Origin of the sequence: Aeromonas sp. V90_14, assembly GCF_029967615.1 — a bacterium.
GTDB lineage: Bacteria > Pseudomonadota > Gammaproteobacteria > Enterobacterales > Aeromonadaceae > Aeromonas > Aeromonas hydrophila.
Window position 1 is genome coordinate 378,083 of sequence record NZ_JASCAS010000001.1, and the last position, 18,088, is coordinate 396,170.

Genomic DNA, 18,088 nt, shown 5'->3' on the forward strand with positions numbered 1-18,088 from the left:
GCTTACAACTCCTGCTTCCAGTTCTGGGTGCGCAGCACGTCGGCAAAGACGCCCGCGGCGGTCACTTCGGTACCGGCGCCATAGCCGCGCAGCACCAGCGGGATCGGCTGGTAGTAGGTAGAGAAGAAGGCGAGCGCGTTCTCCCCGTCTTTGACCTTGAACAGCGGTTCGTCGGCGCCGACCGCCTTGATGGCGACCTTGCACTTGCCACCCTCGATGGAGCCCACGTAGCGCAACACCTTGCCGTCACGCTGGGCGGCCGCAAACTGGTCGCGGAACCAGCCATCAGCCTCCGGCAGGCGGGCCATGAAGGCTTCCACGTCGCCGCTCACATCAAAGCCGGGCGGCAGGGCCTGCTCCACTTCCACGTCGGAGAGCTCCAGCGCCATGCCGGCCTCGCGGGCCAGAATGAGCAGCTTGCGGGCCACGTCCATGCCGTTGAGATCGTCGCGCGGATCCGGCTCGGTAAAGCCGTTACCACGGGCAATCTTGGTGGCATCGGAGAAGGCCATCCCCTCGTCCAGCTTGCCAAAGATAAAGGAGAGCGAACCGGACAGCACGCCGTCGAAGGCACGCAGCTTGTCGCCAGCCTTGATCAGGTTCTGCAGGTTCTCGATGACCGGCAGGCCGGCGCCCACGTTGGTCTCGTACAGGAACTTGCGACGGGTCTGGCGGGCAGTGCGACGCAGCGCCTTGTAGTAATCGAGCGACCCGGTATTGGCCTTCTTGTTTGGGGTGACCACGTGGAAACCGGCGGCGAGGAAGTCGGCGTACTGGACGGCGATGGCCTCGCTGGAGGTGCAGTCGACGATCACCGGGTTGATGAGGTGGCTCTCTTCCACCAGCTTTTGCACCGCTTCCAGGCTGAAGCTGTCACGGGCCTCCACCAGCTGTTCACGCCAGTTGGCGAGGTTCAGCCCATCCTTGTTGACCGCCATCTGACGGCTGTTGGCGATGCCTACCACCCGCAGGCCGGTGCCCTGCTCGGCCAGCACGGGTTGCTGGCGGGCGATCTGATCCACCAGGGCCGCGCCGACACCGCCGACGCCGACCACGAACAGGTCGATGAACTGCTGGCTGCCGAAGAAGTTCTGGTGGCAGGCCTTGATGGCTTCCGCCACCTTGCGATCCCGCACTACCGCCGAGATGGAGCGCTCGCTAGAACCCTGGGCGATGGCGACGATGTTGATGGAGGCTTGTGCCAGCGAGGTGAAGAAACGGGCCGCCATCCCCTTGGAGGTGCGCATGCCGTCACCGATGAGGGAGATGATCGCCAGATCCTGCATGATCTCCAGCGGATCCAGCAGCTGGTTCTTGAATTCGAGCTCGAACTCGCGCTCCAGCACCTTGCGGGTCTTGTCGCAGTCATAGCTGTGGATACAGAAGCTGACGCTGTACTCGGAGGATGACTGGGTGATGAGGACTATGCTGACCCCGGCGCGGGAGACGGCGGAGAAGATGCGGCCGGCCATGCCCACCATGCCCTTCATGCCGGGACCGGAGACGTTGAACATGCACATGCCGGAGAGATCCGAGATGGCCTTCACTTTGAGGTCGTCATCCCCCTGCTCGACGCCGATAAGGGTGCCCGGCCCCTGCGGGTTGAAGCTGTTCTTGATGAGGCAGGGAATGTGGAACTGGGCCACGGGGGCTATGGTTTTCGGGTGCAGTACCTTGGCACCGAAGTAGGAGAGCTCCATCGCCTCCTTGTAGGAGAGGGTTTTCAGCAGGTAGGCGTCCGGCACCAGACGGGGGTCACAGTTGTAACAGCCCTCGACGTCGGTCCAGATCTCGCAGCACTCGGCATCGACGCAGGCGGCCAGCACGGCGGCGGAGTAATCCGACCCGTTACGGCCGAGCAGCACGGTTTCGCCCTTGTCGCTGCCACCGGTGAAGCCTGGCATCAGGTAGAGGCAATCGGAGCGCAGGCCCTTGGCGGCGAAGCGCAGGCGGGAGGCTTCAATGTCGACGTGAGCCTCCAGATAGCCGCCGTCGGTCACCAGCAGCTGCTCCGGCACTATGATGTCCAGCTCGAGGCCGCGTACCCGCAGCAACTCGTGCATGAAGGCGATGGAGAGGTTCTCGCCCCGGCTCAGGATGCGGGCCTGCACGTTGTCCGGGCAGAGCCCCAGCAGGCGGATGCCCTGCATCAGCCGCTCCACCTGATCCAGTTCGCTGGTCAGACGAGCCTGCAGCGCCTTGTCATCCAGCGCCGGATAGGCTGCCTTCAAGCCGGCCAAGAGGCGGGAGAAGATGCCGTTGATCTCGAACAATGTGCTGCTGGCATCCATGCCACGGCTGGTCTGTTCCACCAGTGCCACCAGGTGGTTGGTCACCTTGGCCGGTGCCGACAGCACCAGGGCAACCTGGGATTGGCCGTGGGTATTCACCGCGATATCGGCGACCCGTAAAAAACGCTCTGCATCGGCCAGTGACGACCCGCCAAACTTCAACACTCTCATCGCTTTCTCTCCCTGTGATCCTTGCAAATTTGCCCGAAAATGGTTCTGAAAATCATCCAACAAAAAGGCCCGTACTGGGTGGGTACGGGCCTTTTCTGATTTCTGTGCTTGTTCGTCAGCGCATCAACCGGCCCCAGTGCCACCTGTGGTGGTACCGGTAATAATGGTGGTAGTGATGACGTTGGTGAATAACTGCATGACGAACACTCTTGAACGAAGCTGGCTTTTAGCAATACCGCGCCGGGCGCCGGGCTGTCAACCTAAACCTCTTTGCCAAGTTTGCGGGCAAGGTCTTTGCAGAGCAGGTGGAGCATATTCAAATCCCGCTGCGGCAGCATGGGCACTCGGTCCATCACCCATTGATGCAGTTTTTCATCCTGTGAAACTCCGAGTTCACCGAGAATTTCTGCTGTTTTGCTTTTAAGCACCCGAACCTGTCCGGCGTTATCAACATTTTCTGCTGCCACCTCGGGCTCATCGAGCAACTGGCTCAGCTCGTAGGCATACAGCATGATCGCCTGCCCCAGGTTCAGGGACGGGTAGCTCACCTTGAGCGGCAGATAGCTGATGAGGTCGACCTGGGCCAGCTGCTCGTTGGAGAGCCCCGACTCTTCGCAGCCAAACACGATGGCGACCTTGTCCAGCGACGGCTTGGCCTTGATCTGGTCTCGGATCTCGGCCGGCGTGAGGTAGTGCTGATAACGACCGCGCTGGCGGGCCGTGGTAGCCACAACCAGATCCATGTCGGCCAGCGCCTCTTCCAGGGTATCGAACGCCTCGGCCTGGGTCAGGACCTCCTGCGCACCGTGGGCCACCCAGCTCGCCTCCTCCTCTTCGTGCACCCGGCTTGCCACCAGTCGCATGGCATCAAAGCCCATGGTTTTCATGGCGCGGGCGGCAGCGCCCACGTTGGCCGGGCGGGCGGGGGCCACCAGCACAAAATAGAGTTTCATCGGGTTTTCTCCTGGGCAGGGCCGAATGCGCAAACAACAGCGGATCATCGGCAAAACAGGGGCGCAATCTACCGTTTTCACCCGAAAATTGCCACTTGAACAGACGTTTGAATGTTGCCATAGTGGCCGGAAATGTGAACAAATTGCAGCCAATCCCAGGCACCATCGGCCCGACAGATCACAAGGAAGAGAGAGATGCAGCAGCCATTGGAACAGGCCGTCGCCGAGACGATTCTGCAACGCTTCGAGTCGTTTTACAGCCGGTTTCTCGAAATCACCCAGGGCAGCAAGAGTCGCTTCGAGAACAGCGACTGGCTGGGGGTGCAGCTCGCCGGGCGCGAGCGCATTCGCCTCTATGATCATCACGTCGGCGCCACCACGGCGCTGATCAAGCAGATGATGGGGGCTACCCTGCCGAGCCAGGCCCTGCTCAAGCAGGTGAAGGGGGCGTTCAGCGATCTGCTGCCCAAGTGCGAGAACTTCGAGGTGGCGGAGTCCTTCTTCAACTCCGTCTATCGCCGCATCTTCCGCCATCGCAACATTCGCGACGAGAACCTCTATATCCACCCGTTTCGCAGCCGGGGGGAGCACCCCGACCTGAGCGCCCTGCTGCGCATCTATCGCACCGATCTCGCCCACCTGCCGCAGACCCTGAGCCAGCTGCTGGGGGATTACAGCTTTACCCTGCCCTATGAGGACAAACAGCGGGATATTGTCGACATCCAGCGCCATCTTGCCGAGAACGGGCCGGCCATTCTGCACGATGAGCCGTTCGCCATCGAGCTGCTCAAGGAGGTGTTCTACCGCAACAAGGGGGCCTATCTGGTGGGGCTGATCCGGGCCAAAGGGCAGGTTTTTCCCTTCATCCTGCCGCTACTCAGCACCGGTCAGAGCATCTATGTGGACACCGTCATCTTCGAGCCTGAGCTGGCCTCCATCGTATTTGGCTTCGCCCGCGCCTACTTCATGGTCTATGCCCCCGTGCCGGCGCTGTTCGTGCTGTTTCTGCGCCAGATCATGCCCCACAAGCCGGATTACGAGATCTACAACGCCATCGGCTGCCAGAAGCACGGCAAGACCGAACTCTATCGCCACTATCAGCAGCACCTGGCCCAGAGCCGGGAGCAGTTCGTCATCGCCCCCGGCATCAAGGGGATGGTGATGAGCGTGTTTACCCTCCCCTCCTATGACGTGGTGTTCAAGGTGATCAAAGACGAGTTCACGCCCCCCAAGGATGTGAGCCACGAGCAGGTGAAGGCAAAGTACCGGCTGGTAAAACAGCACGACCGGGTGGGCCGCATGGCCGATACCCAGGAGTTCACCAACTTCGAGTTTCCCCTCGATCGCATCTCGCCCGAGCTGTTGGCCGAGCTCAAGACGGTGGCCCCGTCTGCGCTGACCCTCACCGACGACAAGCTGGTGATCAAGCACCTCTACACCGAACGCAAGATGATCCCGCTCAACCTCTATCTGGACAAGGCAGATGAGCAGCAGACCCGGCTCGCGCTGGAGGAGTACGGCAACGCCATCAAGCAGCTGGCGGCGGCCAACATCTTTCCGGGCGACATGCTGTTCAAGAACTTCGGGGTCACCCGTCACGGCCGGGTGGTGTTCTACGACTACGACGAGATCTGCTACATGACGGAGTGCAACTTCCGCCAGATCCCGCCGCCGCGCTATCCCGAAGATGAGTGGAGCGCCGAGCCCTGGTATTCGGTGGCCCCCAACGACATCTTCCCCGAAGAGTTCGCCACCTTCTTGCTGCAAAAGCCGCAGGTGCGCGACATCATGATGCAGCTGCACAAGGAGCTGTTCGATGCCAACTACTGGAAGATGCTGCAGAGCAACATCAAGGAGGGGGTGTTCGAGGATGTCTATCCCTATCGGCGCAAGAAGCGCTTCAAGTTTCAGCGGGGGGGCTAGCCTGTCCGGGAGCCCAGTTGCACAAGGGAGTGCAAATAGCAAAAGGGACGCCGAGGCGTCCCTTTTGCGTTGGGCCGTCAGCTCGCGCTACGACAGTCCCTGACAAAACCGTCAGTTACTTGGCGGCAGGCATGGCGTCGAAGGTGAGCAGCACCGCCTTGTTGGCGTCGCTCAATACCAGCTGCTGACCACTGATCTGGAAGCTCGCCACTTTCTCCAGCTTCTGCAGATAGAGCATCTCCTTGCCCGCCAGATCGCCCATGCACATCATGCGGGTCGAACCCATGGGGCCAAGCGCCAGCACGCCGTCACCCTGCTGGGTGATGGCGCCGAAATAACGGTTGCAGCCGCCCTTGCCCGCTACCTTGTCACCGGCGACTTGCAGGGTAAAGGTGTCGCCGTTCGCCCCTTGCAGTTGCCAGGTGGAAGCTTGCAGTTGAGTCAGTTTGGAACCAGTTTCCATGGCGCAGCCTCCCAGGGCCAGTACGGCCAGCAGAGTCAGTTTTTTGTTCATGGGTTCACCTCTTGATATCAGCAAAATAGGGGAAGAAACATGGTGATGGGGGCCTGTGTATCATGAGAGCGGAGCAAATCAAAACTGTTTTATTGTGATCGGGGTTCCCTTTACTACCAGCTGGCATGTGCCATGCTTGTATTCCTGTTCCGGACCCAGGGAGGGGAAAAGAATGGTCAAATCATCCGTCATCGCACTCGTCTCATGCCTCAGCCTTACCGCCCAGGCCGCCGACTGGGATTTCCTCAAGAACGACGCCAACAGCCAGCTCTACGTCAAGAGTTACTCCGGCGTGCTGCTCGGCAATCAGACTCATCACAACGACAGTTTCGATCTCTGGCTCATCAATACCGGCTATCAATATCCGCTGCACGATGGCGTCAGCCTCTACATGGAAGCAGGCCCGGCCATCGGCCCCAGCAGCGAGCAATCCGGCTACAACCTGAGCTCGGGGGTGCGCTATCAGCTCTCCCCCATGCTCAACATCGGCAGCCAGCTCAAACAGCTGGAAGTGAACAAACCCAGCACCCTGCTAGAGCTCAACACCAGCCTGCTGCTGACCCCGCAACTGGCCATCACCGCCAACTACGGCGTCAGCGCCTTTAGCACCGAACAATCCCTCAGCGTCGGGGTCGGCTTCAACTTCTAGCTGGGTCAGATCAGCCGGGTGGCGCTCACCAGCACGCCGTTGAGATCGGCGTAGACGTAGTCACCCGGATGTATGGTCACCCCGGCAAACGACACCACCGCATCCAGCTCACCCAGCCCTCGCTTCTCGGTTTTGACCGGACAGGGCGCCAATGCCTTGACCCCCAGCGCCAGTGTTGCCAGCGTGCCCACGTCGCGCACGGCGCCGTAGATCACGATGCCTTCCCAGCCCTGCTCCGCCGCCTTGATCGCCAGTTGATCGCCGAGCAGGGCACGGCGCAGGGAGCCACCGCCATCGATCACCATCACCCGCCCCTGCCCCGGCCGGTTGACCAGCTCCCGCACCAGGCTGTTGTCCTCATAACAGGAGAGAGTGACTGCCTGGCCGTGAAACAGCACCTTGCCACCAAAATCTTGAAACAGCGGTTCCGCCACCTGCAGGGCATCGCCGTACTCGTCACAGAGATCGGGCAGTAGATCCAGCATCATAAGTCTCCTTCCATGGACATGAATTCGCTCATTCTTTCATCAAGCAGAGTCCCTGACAATCCAGTGGGATTCAATTCTGCCCAGATGGTGTGGCTCCCCCGCCAGCAACACTGGCAGCAGCCAGAGCTCCCCCTGTTCCACCCAGTAGATGGCATTCTGGCCAAAGCGGGCCGCCAGCCGGATGGCCTCGCTGCGCGTGGAGGCCAGCAGCAGCGACGACTCCTGCCAGCTTTCATCCAGCGAACTGCCCCGGCAGGGACCCATCGCCTGCCAGCGAGGCACCGCCGCAATGGCCCGCCACAGGGCCCGCTGACGGCGGGTATTGCGACGCATTCCCAGCTCGAGACTGGCAGGATTCCAGGCCGTCACAATGGCGTAGGCAGGCCATTTCGGCGCCGAAAAGGGTGCAATAAAGCAGATTTTTCTGTAGTTTTCCCACAAATTCATGTCAACCACATGTTACATTCCATTACATTTTATAGGGGCGAAAATGGGGGCAACCCCAAGTATCATGCTGTGAACTCAGGGTTTGACCTATATCAAACCAGAGTTAAAAAGTTGCTATCTGACGGCAAAGAGTGTTGTTATGCGCCTGTTAACTGATAAAATGCAGCCACTTTTGTAATGGACTACCTTTCCAGGCTTCTCTCGATCAGACTTATTGAGAGCCTATGTGTGGCACAGGGATGTTTGCCAACGCTGATGCCAAATTCGCGATAATCCGACCTGACATTCATACCCAGGATGACGTAATAAATTTTCAGGACCGGTCGGGTAACGCCAAAGAGTGTTAAAATTTAGATAACTAACTGATAAGAATCTGGGAATACTCATGCAAACACCACACATTCTGATCGTCGAAGACGAACTGGTCACTCGCAATACCCTGAAAAGCATCTTCGAGGCAGAGGGCTATATCGTGCTCGAAGCCAACAATGGCGACGAGATGCATCAGGCTCTGACTTCCCACACCATCAATCTGGTGATCATGGACATCAACCTGCCGGGCAAGAATGGCCTGCTGCTGGCACGCGAGCTGCGTGAGGACGACAACATCGCCCTGATGTTCCTGACCGGTCGTGACAACGAAGTGGACAAGATCCTGGGTCTGGAGATCGGTGCCGACGATTACATCACCAAGCCGTTCAACCCCCGTGAGCTGACCATCCGTGCCCGCAACCTGCTGAGCCGCACCATGAACGTGGCCGCCGGTGGCGAAGAGAAGAAGCTGGTGGAGCGTTACCTGTTCAACGGCTGGGCTCTGGACATCAACAGCCGCGCCCTGGTCAGTCCGGCTGGCGACATGTTCAAGCTGCCGCGCTCCGAATTCCGCGCCATGCTGCACTTCTGCGAAAACCCGGGCCAGATCCAGACCCGCGCCGAGCTGCTCAAGAAGATGACCGGCCGTGAGCTCAAGCCCCACGACCGTACCGTGGATGTCACCATCCGCCGCATCCGCAAGCACTTCGAGAGCGTCAACGACACCCCCGAGATCATCGCCACCATCCACGGCGAAGGCTATCGCTTCTGCGGCGAGCTGGAGCAGGAGTAATCCTCCCTCTCCCCGAGTTGAAAAGGCGCCGATGGCGCCTTTTCCATTTCTGCACCATCCAGCTTGGTCAAGCTGGCACTCTCGCCGGCATCAAAAAACAGACAACAAAAAGCCCACTCGCAGGAGTGGGCTTTTTGCATGAAGGCTGGAGCGGGCAGCGGGAATCGAACCCGCATCATCAGCTTGGAAGGCTGAGGTAATAGCCATTATACGATGCCCGCCTGGCATCAGAACTTGCTTGGTGTGATGGGGAAACCCCACGACAGACAGCCGTTTCGGCTGAGGTGACAACGGCCTTGACCGTTATCTGGAATTTGGAGCGGGTGATGGGAATCGAACCCACGTATGCAGCTTGGGAAGCTACCGTTCTACCATTGAACTACACCCGCGTCAGGGCCTCTACTATATGCATTTTGCCGCCGAGCGCAATCACCTCGATACGGTTTTTTACCGTAAATCAATCTGTTCGACCAACTAATGAGCAGCGCGCCGCTTTTTCAATCAACCGTTTTCACAAGCCGGAATTTACAAGGTTGCCAAGCCTGGGGGGCGAGGATAGTCTTGCGCCACTCGACGCGAGGATGGTGGTAATGGATAAAAAAACGCAAAAACGACTCTATGGCTGGTTGCGCAATCAATCGAGCCACGGCCGGCGCTGGATCGGCCTCTCCATCGGCTTTGGCCTGGGTCAGGGCATCCTGATGGTGGCGCAGGCCTGGCTGCTGGCCACCCTGCTGCACGGTTTCATCATCGAAGGCACTACGCCGGCGCAATCCATTCCCCTCTTCATCGCCCTGCTGCTGGTCACTCTCGGCAAGGCGGTGCTGGCCTATGGCCGTGAAGTAGCCAGCTTCAAGGCTGGCAGCGCGGTGCGCCAGGCCATCCGCGAGCTGGTGCTCACCCGCCTCGGCCGGTTGGGACCGGCCTACATCCAGCGTCGACCGGCCGGCAGCTGGGCCAGCCTGCTGCTGGAGCAGATTGAAAACATGCAGGATTTCTTCTCCCGCTACCTGCCGCAGATGGCGATTGCCGTGTTCATTCCGGTGGTGATCCTGGTGGCCGTGTTCCCGGTCAACTGGGCCGCCGGCCTTATCCTGCTGGGCACGGCGCCCCTCATTCCCCTCTTCATGATCTTGGTGGGGGTCGGCGCCGCCGATGCCAACCGCCGCAACTTCCAGGCGCTGGCCCGTCTCTCCGGCCACTTCCTCGATCGCCTGAAGGGGCTGCGCACCCTGCAGCTGTTCATGCGCACCCAGGCGGAAGGGGATGCCATTCGCGATGCGTCGGAAGATTTTCGCGAACGCACCATGGAGGTGCTGCGCCTTGCCTTCCTCAGCACCGCCGTGCTGGAGTTCTTCGCCGCTCTCTCGGTGGCGCTGGTGGCCGTCTACTTCGGTTTCTCCTATATCGATCACCTGAACTTCGGCCATTATGGCAGCAAAGTCACCCTGTTTACCGGCCTGTTCGTGCTGTTTCTGGCCCCCGAGTTCTACGCCCCGCTGCGGGAACTCGGCGCCCACTACCACGCCAAGGCGCAGGCCATCGGCGCCGCCGAACAGCTGCTGGAGTTCCTTGAAGCCGAGGTGACGGAACCCGCCTCAGGCCATGCGCCCTTCCATGCCGACGCCCCCATCAAGGTAGAAGCCAAAGGCCTTGAAGTGCTGAGCGCCGAGGGCAAGGTGCTGGTCGGTCCCATCGACTTCACCCTGGCGTCCGGCTCGCGCACCGCCCTCATCGGCATCAGCGGCGCCGGCAAGAGCTCGCTGGTCAACGCCCTGCTCGGCTTTGCCCCCTATCGCGGCGAGCTCAAGGTCAACGGCCAGGAGCTGGCCAGCCTCGACATGAGCCAGTGGCGCCGCCAGCTGGGCTGGCTCTCCCAGAACCCGCAGCTGTTTCACGCCTCGCTGCGCGACAACCTGCTGCTGGCCAACCCCTCCGCCAGTGACAGCGAACTGGAGGAGGCCCTGAAACGGGCTCAGGCGTGGGAGTTTGCCATGGAGAAGGGGCTCGACTATGCGGTAGGGGATCAGGCCGGCGGCCTCTCGGTCGGCCAGGCCCAGCGCCTCGCCCTGGCCCGAACCCTGCTCAAGTCCACCCAGCTGATGGTGCTGGACGAGCCGACCGCCAGCCTGGATCGCCACTCCGAGCGGGCCATCATGACCACGCTCGAACAGGCCGCCGCAGGCCAGACCCTGCTGATGATCACCCACCGCATCGACCAGCTCACCAAGATGGACCAGATCCTGGTGCTGGAGCGTGGCAAGCTGGTGGAGCAGGGCGACTTCCAGCAACTGAGTACCGCGCAGGGGCCGTTCGCCCGCCTGCTCTCCCAACGTAACGAGGGTTCTCTCGATGACTGATCTCTTGCCGTTTCTGCGCCTCTATCGCCAGCACTGGCTGAGCCTCTCCCTCGGCCTGCTGCTGGCCCTGGTGACCCTGGTCGCCGGGATGGGACTGCTGTCGCTCTCCGGCTGGTTCCTCTCCGCTGCCGCCGTGGCGGGGATCGCGGTCGCCAGTCGCGACACCTTCAACTACATGACGCCGGCTGGTGGGGTACGCTTCTTCTCCATCATCCGCACCGCTGGCCGCTGGGGTGAGCGGGTGGTGAGCCACGACGCCACCTTCCGGGTGCTGACCCGGTTGCGGGTCTGGTTCTGGCAAAAGCTCTCGCCGCTCTCCACTGGCGCCCTGGCGGGCTTTCGCCAGGCGGATCTGCTCAACCGGCTGGTGGCCGACATCGACGCCATGGACCACGTCTACCTGCGGCTGGTCACCCCCATCGGTGCGGCCCTGCTCAGCACCGCCGGCCTGGTGTTCTTCCTCTCGCTGTTTGATGCCGACCTGGCCCTGATACTGGGCGCCATCCTGCTGTTCGGCATGCTGGCCCTGCCGCTGGTGTTCTACTTCCTCGGCCGCCAGCCTGGCCGCCAGCTGATCGCCGAGAAGTCCAACCTGCGTACCCGTCTGGTGGACTATCTGGACGGTCAGGCCGAGCTGCAGATGTTTGCCGCCGCCCCCCGGGCGCGCGACGAGCTGCAGCAGGCCGAGCAGGCGCTGATCCAGGCCCAGGCCCGCATGGCCCGGGTGAGCGGGCTGGCCAACTGTTCGGTGCAACTGCTGAGCGGCTGGACCCTCACCCTGATGCTGTGGCTGGCCGGTCACGGGGTAGCAGGCACCGCGCCGGATCCCATCACGGCGCTGATGGTATTCGCCACCCTGGCCAGCTTCGAGGCGCTGATGCCGCTGGCCGGCGCCTTCCAGCACCTCTCCACCAGCCTCACCTCGGCCCGCCGCCTCAACGAGATCCTGCAGGAGGCCAAGGCCCCCGAGTGGGGCCACGAAGAGCGCCACGCGCCACAGGGAGCTCTGCAGATAAGCGACCTCTATTTCAGCTACCCAGGCAACCCGCAGCCGGTGCTGCGCGGCTGCACCCTGCAATTGCAGGCCGGTGAAAAGCTGGCGCTGCTGGGCCAGACCGGCTGCGGCAAATCGACCCTGATGGGACTGCTGACCCGCGAATGGAACCCGCAGGCCGGCAAGATCCTGCTCGATGGCAAGCCGCTCACCGACTACAGCGAAGGGGCGCTGCGCGCCTCCCTCTCGGTGGTGAGCCAGCGGGTGCACCTGTTTGCCGATACCCTGCGCGGCAACCTCAAGCTGGCCGCCCCCCATGCCAGTGACGAGCAGCTGGTGCAGGTGCTGACCCAGGTCGGCCTTGCCAACCTGCTGGAAGATGACAACGGCCACAGCGACAGCGGGCTCGATGCCTGGCTGGGGGATGGCGGCCGACCGCTCTCCGGTGGCGAACGCCGCCGCATCGGCATCGCCCGCGCCCTGCTGCACGACGCGCCGCTCTGGCTGCTGGATGAGCCGACCGAAGGGCTCGACAGCCAGACCGAGCGGGAGATCATGGAACTGTTGTTCAAGCTGGGGTCGGATCGCACCCTGCTGCTCATCTCCCACCGTTTGCTGGGGCTGGAGCAGATGGACCGGATCGCCCTGATGGAAGAGGGGCAGATCCGCCTCTGCGCCCCCCATCAGACGCTGCTGGCGGACGACTACTACCGCAGCCTGCATCAGCGGCTGGCGCCGGCCTGATGAGCAACGAGAGAGGGGCGCCCGCTGCGCCCCTCTCTCATGACACTAGGCCAGTCATCTTTGCCGGCAGCGTGAAGCTGCACGGGCAACACACGCCCGGATTCTGGTCACACCCCGCCCATACGGCTAAAAATGGGGCTGGTCGACACCGTCGACTGACCCCTATAATGGCCCCTTCGTTATTCCACCAGATGCCGACATGGAGCGCCTGCGCCTTGCTACTGTCCTCATCACCGACACAAGATACGAGACGATGAAACGCCTGATCCTGATGATGCCCCTGATTGCCTCCGGCTGCGCCGACTTTGCCTTCAACAGCAATCTGGACAAAGAGAACTTCGACGAGTACTTCAAGCCGGGCAGCGTTCAGATCTATGAACAGGGCCAGCTGGCCGATCTCAACTACCTCTATCTCGGCACCGTCGAAGGGGAGTCCTGCCAGAGCGATGCCAAGCAGCCGATCCCCAACGCCGGTGAGGCCCGTACCCTGGCCCGCCGCCGCGTGGCCGACATGGGCGGCAACGGCGTCACCTTCGACAAGTGCGCCGAATTCAGCGACACCCCGGGCTGCCTGAAGCAGGTGATCTGCTACGGCCAGGCGCTGAAAGTCGCCACCGAGAAATAAGCGTCAACTGCAAGGAGACTGCATGGCACTGGCCATCGTTCGCCTCGGCACGCCCCGCCTGCCTGACGAGGGACTGCGGATCGGCACCGTGCGCCGCCCACCCCGCGGCGTGCCGAAAACCGAGTTTGCCAGCCAGGATTGGTATGACGTCTGGTTCCCCAATCTCGCCCCCAGCAACGACACCATGAAGCTGGGCCAGGCTGCCGAGACGCCCGCCCAGTGGAACGCCTTCTGCAAACAGTACAAGGCCGAGCTGGCCACCCCCGCCGCCAGGCACGATCTGGCGCTGCTGGCCGCCCTCTCCCACACCACCAACCTGTCGGTGGGCTGCTACTGCGAGCAGGAGTCCCGCTGTCATCGCGCCATCTTGCGCGAGCAACTGACCGCCGCCGGCGCCGCCATGCGCACCGAGTAGCGGCGCTCACACCAGACAGAAAAGGGCATCTCTCGATGCCCTTTTGCTTTGCTGCGGCACTTGCCGGCCTCTAGCGGACCAGCTGACGCAGCCGCGTCTCCTGCTCGGCCGTGATGCCGGCGGCCACCACGGCGTCCGGCGCGCCGGCCAGCCACTCGGCCACATCCGCCACCGTCTCCTCCAGCGGCCGAAAGTTGAGGCCCTGCACGATGGCCGCCTCGGCGCTGATGCGACCATAACCGGCATACTCGGGCTGCTCATTGGGCAACAGGGTCGGATAGCTCTGCCAGGGCTCCACCCCGGCGGCCAGCAGCGCGGGCCAGGGCGCCCACTCCGGCACGATCGCAGTGGCGGGGGCCAGCCTGGCGGCCAGTCGATCTACCCAGTCGTTCAGCGCGATACCGGGCTTGACCAGATTGAAGATGCCGCTCAATTGCTGCTCGGCGGCCCGCAGCACGAACTCGGCGCAGTCGCGCACGTCCAGATATTGCAGCCGGTCTTCCCCCTGCCCCGGCAGCAGCCAGGGGCCGCCCTGCTGCACCCGCTTCACCCACCAGGCCAGCCGGCCGGTGGGATCATGGGGGCCGCACAAGACGCCTGGGCGCAAAACGCAGAGTCGCTCGCCCCAACGGGCACGATACATGGCTTCGCACAGCACCTTGAGGGGGCCGTAATCTTCCGGCATCTCCCCCTCGGCAATCTCGTGCAGCGGCGCCGACTCGTCCTGCCAGGGCTGGGCGAAGTCGCGATAGACGCTGATGGTGGAGATGAAGATCAACCGCTCGCAGCGCCCGAGCAGGGCGGCCGAGAGGCTCGCCGCCTGTTCGGGGCGATAGCAGCAGGTGTCGATGGCCAGATCCCAGCTTCCCTGGTAGCGATGCAGCGGGGTCAGGTCCTGATCCCGGTCCCCCTGCAGCTGGCTGAGCTCGCGCCAGTCCGGGTGCTGGCGTCGACCACGATTGAACAAGGTCACCTCGTGGCCCCAGTCCAGCGCCAGCGCAGTGAGATGGCGCCCCAGAAATCCGGTGCCGCCGATGATCAGCAGTTTCATCCCTGTCTCTCCTGTGCGGCGCGGCCCCTCTCCTGCGGTCACGCCGGTTGTAGCGAGCCGCCCTGCTGGCGAACGCGCCTTTCACTCATCCTGCGCCCACCCTACGCAACTTGGCGGCGCGATACAGCCCCGAAGCGGCCGGGATGGGAGCGGGATCACGGCAAGCAGGCAGCCACCGGCCGGCGGGCAAGCCTGCGTTTTGAAGGCCGCTGTGCTACATTGCCGGGGTTTTCAGTCAGGATCCGCCATGAAGTTCGAAATCGACACCCTGGGTATAATCCGCTCTCCCTACAAGGAGAAGTTCGCCATCCCGCGCCAGCCCGGTCTGGTCAAATCGGCCCGCGCCCGCCTCGAGTTGCAGCCCCCCTACGATCAGCCGGACGTGCTGCGCGGCATCGAGCAGTTCTCCCACCTCTGGCTCAGCTTCGTGTTTCACCAGACCATGGCGCAGGGCTGGCACCCGACGGTGCGCCCGCCGCGCCTGGGCGGCAACGAGCGGGTCGGTGTATTTGCCACCCGATCTACCTTTCGTCCCAACCCGCTCGGCCTCTCGGTGGTCGAGCTGCACGGGGTCGGCCGTGAGCGCGGCAAACTCTGGCTCGAACTGGGGGCGGTGGACCTGCTTGATGGCACCCCCATCGTCGACATCAAGCCCTATATCCCCTATGCCGACAGCCTGCCGGATGCCCGCGGCGGTTTCGCCCCCGATGCCCCCACCCCGCCTCTGGCGGTGAGTTTCAGCCCCGAAGCGGAGCAGCAGCTGCAACCCTGGCTCAAGGCCCACCCCGAGCTGCGCCTGCTGGTGAGCGAAGTGCTGGCCCAGGATCCCCGCCCCGCCTACAAGAAGGGCAAGCCGGACGACAAGGAGTACGGCGTCAGGCTGTTTGACTGCAACGTTCGTTTTCGCATCAGCGAGCCCAGTTGCCTGGTGCTCGCCATCGAGCCGGCCCTGTGAGCCAGCCATAAAAAAACCACCCGTTCGGGTGGTTTTTTGTTGCTTGCCGCTGCTCGGCCCCCTTACAAACGGGTGAGCAGCAGGCTGCCAATGGAGTAGCCGGCGCCAAACGAGCAGAGCACGCCGCGGGCCCCCGCGGAAAGGTCGCGATTGTACAGATGGAACGCAATAATGGAACCCGCCGAGCTGGTGTTGCCGTAGCTGTCGAGAATGACCGGCGCCTCCTGCTGGCTGGCATCGTGGCCAAGCAGCTTGCGGGCGATGAACTGGTTCATGGTCAGATTCGCTTGGTGGAGCCAGAGCCGGCTCAGGGAATCCGCCGGCCAGCCCTGCTCGTCGAGTTGGTTGGCGATCTGGTCGCACACCAGCGGCAGCACCTCCTTGAACACCTTGCGCCCCTGCTGGCGGAACAGCTTGTCGTCGCCATAGCGGGTGCGCGGGCTGAGCCGATTGAGGAAGCCGAAGTTGTTGCGGATGTTGTTGGAGTACTGGGTCACCAGCTTGCTGGCCACCAGTTGCCAGGGGTTGGCCGCCTGGCAATCAGCCTCCCGCTCCAGCAGCACGGCGGTACAGGCGTCGCCGAAGATGAAGTGACTGTCCCGATCGCGGAAGTTGAGGTGCCCCGAGCAGATCTCCGGATTGACCACCAACGCCAGTTTGGCACTGCCGGCCGCCAGCATGTCCGCCGCCGTCTTGATGCCGAAGGTGGCGGAAGAGCAGGCCACGTTCATGTCAAACGCCATGCCGCTCGCCCCCAGATAGTGCTGCAGCTCGATGGCCAGCGCTGGATAGGGGCGCGGCATGTTGGAGGCGGCGACGATGACCAGATCGATCTCGCCGGGCTCGCGACCGGCGGCGATCAGTGCCTGCTCGGCGGCGGCCACCGCCATCTCCACCATGATGGAGGGCTTGTCATCGGGCCGCTCGGGCAGCAGCGGCTGCATGATGTCGGGATCCAGCACCCCCTCCTTGCTCACCAGATAGCGGCTCTTGATGCCGGAGGCCTTCTCGATGAAGTCGCTGCTGGAATGCTGCTTGGCGGACAGCTGGCCGGCGTCGATGGCGGAGGCGTTCTCCTCGTTGTAGAGATCTACATACTGGTTGAAGGCGGCCACCAGTTCTTCATTGCTGACGGCAAAGGGAGGGGTATAGAGGCCTGAGCCACTGATCACGATAGAGGTCATCTTTGCTCCTCGCCGGGTTCACTCCCGGCTTGTTGGTCTGTTCGGGTAGAGAGGGTCACAGCTGGTCGATGGCCGCAGCCAGACCTGCCAGGGTCAGCGGGTGCATGCGCCCGCCGATCAATTCGTTCATCAGCTTGATGGAGGGGTGCCAGAGCCACTCCCGGCGCGGGGTGGGGTTGATCCACACCAGCTTGGGAAAGTGCTGCTGCAGGCGGGCCAGCCACACCTGACCGGCCTCCTCGTTCCAATACTCGACGCTGCCGCCAGGCCAGGTGATCTCGTAGGGGCCCATGGTGGCATCCCCCACCAGGATCACCTTGTAGTCGCTGCCGTAGGTGCGCAGCAGGCGCAGGGTATCGAAGCGCGCCTCGTGCCGGCGGGCGTTGTCCTGCCAGACGAAGTCGTAGAGACAGTTGTGAAAATAGAAGTACTCCAGATGTTTGAACTCGTGGCGCAGGGCCGAGAAGAGCCGCTGCACCTCGGCCACATGGGCATCCATGGAGCCTCCCACGTCGAAGAAGACCAGCAGCTTGACCCCGTTGTGGCGCTCGGGCCTGAGCTTCACATCGAGCCAGCCCTGTCTGGCCGTGCTCTGGATGGTGTCGTCGAGATCCAGCTCGTCGGGGCTGCCCTTGCGCACCCAGCGCCTGAGCTTGCGCAGCGCCAGCTGGATGGCCCGTTGCCCCAGTGGGGAATCGTCGCTGAAGTTGCGATAGTGGCGCGCTTCCCACACCTTGACCGCCTTGCCATGCTGGCCCTCTCCCCCCATGCGGATCCCTTCCGGGTGAAAACCGCCGTGGCCGAACGGGCTGCTGCCGCCAGTACCGACCCACTTGTTGCCGCCGGCGTGACGCTCCTTCTGCTCGCTTAACCGCTGGTTTAGGGTCTCCAGCAGTTGGTCGAGTCCGCCGAGGGATGTGAGCAACGCCTTCTCCTCTGGGCTCAACAGCCGTTCGAACTCCTTGCGCAGCCACTCATCGGGCAGGCCCTCCGGTAACAGGGGGATGGCGGCCAACCCTTCGTAATACTCGGCGAAGGCGCGATCGAAGCGATCATAGTGAGCCTCGTCTTTCACCAGCAGGCAGCGGGAGAGCTGGTAGAACTCGTCCATGTCGAGGCTGGCCAGCCAGGCAGCCAGCGCCGCGTGCAAGTCCAGCAATTCGCGCAGGCTGCAGGGGAGCTTGTGACGGCGCAGATGGGTAAAAAAGTCGATCAGCAT

General features: G+C 62.6%; 16 protein-coding genes and 2 tRNA genes. 8 read left to right on the forward strand and 10 right to left on the reverse strand.

Features of this window, described 5'->3' with window-relative positions:
* Positions 1-2: 2 nt before the first annotated feature.
* Both thrA and QLG02_RS01620 read right to left on the reverse strand, forming a co-directional pair.
* Complete coding sequence (gene thrA, locus QLG02_RS01615; RefSeq protein ID WP_029299563.1) at positions 3-2,462, reverse strand: bifunctional aspartate kinase/homoserine dehydrogenase I; 2,460 nt, start codon at positions 2,460-2,462, stop codon at positions 3-5.
* Positions 2,463-2,722: 260 nt separating this feature from the next.
* Positions 2,723-3,415: a tRNA/rRNA methyltransferase gene (locus QLG02_RS01620; RefSeq protein ID WP_241872004.1), complete on the reverse strand. Its 693-nt coding sequence runs from the start codon at positions 3,413-3,415 to the stop codon at positions 2,723-2,725.
* Between the two features lie 195 nt (positions 3,416-3,610).
* Between QLG02_RS01620 and aceK the strand changes: the two genes are divergently transcribed.
* Complete coding sequence (aceK, locus tag QLG02_RS01625) at positions 3,611-5,338, forward strand: bifunctional isocitrate dehydrogenase kinase/phosphatase (protein ID WP_282464338.1); 1,728 nt, start codon at positions 3,611-3,613, stop codon at positions 5,336-5,338.
* A 115-nt stretch (positions 5,339-5,453) separates the two neighbouring features.
* Here the strand turns inward: aceK and QLG02_RS01630 are convergent, their stop codons facing one another.
* Positions 5,454-5,852, reverse strand: a complete 399-nt coding sequence (locus QLG02_RS01630; protein WP_282464339.1) for an META domain-containing protein — start codon at positions 5,850-5,852, stop codon at positions 5,454-5,456.
* 172 nt (positions 5,853-6,024) lie between these two features.
* On the opposite strand from QLG02_RS01630, the gene QLG02_RS01635 reads away from it, so the two are divergent.
* Positions 6,025-6,501 carry a hypothetical protein gene (locus QLG02_RS01635; RefSeq protein WP_024943683.1) on the forward strand — a complete coding sequence of 159 codons (477 nt, stop codon included), beginning with the start codon at positions 6,025-6,027 and terminating at the stop codon, positions 6,499-6,501.
* 5 nt (positions 6,502-6,506) lie between these two features.
* Here the strand turns inward: QLG02_RS01635 and QLG02_RS01640 are convergent, their stop codons facing one another.
* Both QLG02_RS01640 and QLG02_RS01645 read right to left on the reverse strand, forming a co-directional pair.
* The gene (locus QLG02_RS01640; RefSeq protein WP_282464409.1) at positions 6,507-6,986 is read right to left on the reverse strand and encodes a putative 4-hydroxy-4-methyl-2-oxoglutarate aldolase; all 480 of its coding nucleotides are present in this window, start codon (positions 6,984-6,986) and stop codon (positions 6,507-6,509) included.
* Between the two features lie 42 nt (positions 6,987-7,028).
* The gene (locus QLG02_RS01645; RefSeq protein WP_282464340.1) at positions 7,029-7,445 is read right to left on the reverse strand and encodes a DUF3293 domain-containing protein; all 417 of its coding nucleotides are present in this window, start codon (positions 7,443-7,445) and stop codon (positions 7,029-7,031) included.
* A 376-nt stretch (positions 7,446-7,821) separates the two neighbouring features.
* On the opposite strand from QLG02_RS01645, the gene arcA reads away from it, so the two are divergent.
* Positions 7,822-8,541, forward strand: a complete 720-nt coding sequence (arcA, locus tag QLG02_RS01650) for a two-component system response regulator ArcA (protein ID WP_011706824.1) — start codon at positions 7,822-7,824, stop codon at positions 8,539-8,541.
* Between the two features lie 146 nt (positions 8,542-8,687).
* Here arcA and QLG02_RS01655 read toward each other — a convergent pair.
* Both QLG02_RS01655 and QLG02_RS01660 read right to left on the reverse strand, forming a co-directional pair.
* A tRNA-Gly gene (locus QLG02_RS01655) sits at positions 8,688-8,762 on the reverse strand.
* A 94-nt stretch (positions 8,763-8,856) separates the two neighbouring features.
* Positions 8,857-8,930, reverse strand: a tRNA-Gly gene (locus tag QLG02_RS01660).
* Positions 8,931-9,131: 201 nt separating this feature from the next.
* On the opposite strand from QLG02_RS01660, the gene cydD reads away from it, so the two are divergent.
* From cydD to QLG02_RS01680, 4 genes are all read left to right on the forward strand, one after another.
* Positions 9,132-10,901: a cysteine/glutathione ABC transporter permease/ATP-binding protein CydD gene (cydD, locus tag QLG02_RS01665; RefSeq protein WP_282464341.1), complete on the forward strand. Its 1,770-nt coding sequence runs from the start codon at positions 9,132-9,134 to the stop codon at positions 10,899-10,901.
* Positions 10,894-12,639 (forward strand): cysteine/glutathione ABC transporter ATP-binding protein/permease CydC, encoded by a 1,746-nt coding sequence (gene cydC, locus QLG02_RS01670; protein WP_282464342.1) that lies wholly within the window; start codon positions 10,894-10,896, stop codon positions 12,637-12,639. Before cydD ends, cydC begins: the two co-directional genes overlap by 8 nt.
* Positions 12,640-12,892: 253 nt before the next feature.
* Positions 12,893-13,264 (forward strand): Rcs stress response system protein RcsF, encoded by a 372-nt coding sequence (gene rcsF, locus QLG02_RS01675; protein ID WP_010633326.1) that lies wholly within the window; start codon positions 12,893-12,895, stop codon positions 13,262-13,264.
* A 22-nt stretch (positions 13,265-13,286) separates the two neighbouring features.
* Positions 13,287-13,679 carry a DUF488 family protein gene (locus tag QLG02_RS01680; protein ID WP_194759007.1) on the forward strand — a complete coding sequence of 131 codons (393 nt, stop codon included), beginning with the start codon at positions 13,287-13,289 and terminating at the stop codon, positions 13,677-13,679.
* A 70-nt stretch (positions 13,680-13,749) separates the two neighbouring features.
* Here the strand turns inward: QLG02_RS01680 and QLG02_RS01685 are convergent, their stop codons facing one another.
* Positions 13,750-14,730, reverse strand: coding sequence for an NAD-dependent epimerase/dehydratase family protein (locus QLG02_RS01685; protein WP_282464343.1), 981 nt, complete (start codon positions 14,728-14,730; stop codon positions 13,750-13,752).
* A 247-nt stretch (positions 14,731-14,977) separates the two neighbouring features.
* Between QLG02_RS01685 and tsaA the strand changes: the two genes are divergently transcribed.
* Positions 14,978-15,685 carry a tRNA (N6-threonylcarbamoyladenosine(37)-N6)-methyltransferase TrmO gene (gene tsaA / locus QLG02_RS01690; protein ID WP_168754954.1) on the forward strand — a complete coding sequence of 236 codons (708 nt, stop codon included), beginning with the start codon at positions 14,978-14,980 and terminating at the stop codon, positions 15,683-15,685.
* 62 nt (positions 15,686-15,747) lie between these two features.
* Here tsaA and QLG02_RS01695 read toward each other — a convergent pair whose 3' ends face one another.
* A complete protein-coding gene (locus QLG02_RS01695; protein ID WP_282464344.1) occupies positions 15,748-16,869 on the reverse strand; it encodes a beta-ketoacyl-ACP synthase III in 1,122 nt (373 codons plus the stop codon).
* A 55-nt stretch (positions 16,870-16,924) separates the two neighbouring features.
* Complete coding sequence (locus QLG02_RS01700; protein WP_282464345.1) at positions 16,925-18,088, reverse strand: VWA domain-containing protein; 1,164 nt, start codon at positions 18,086-18,088, stop codon at positions 16,925-16,927.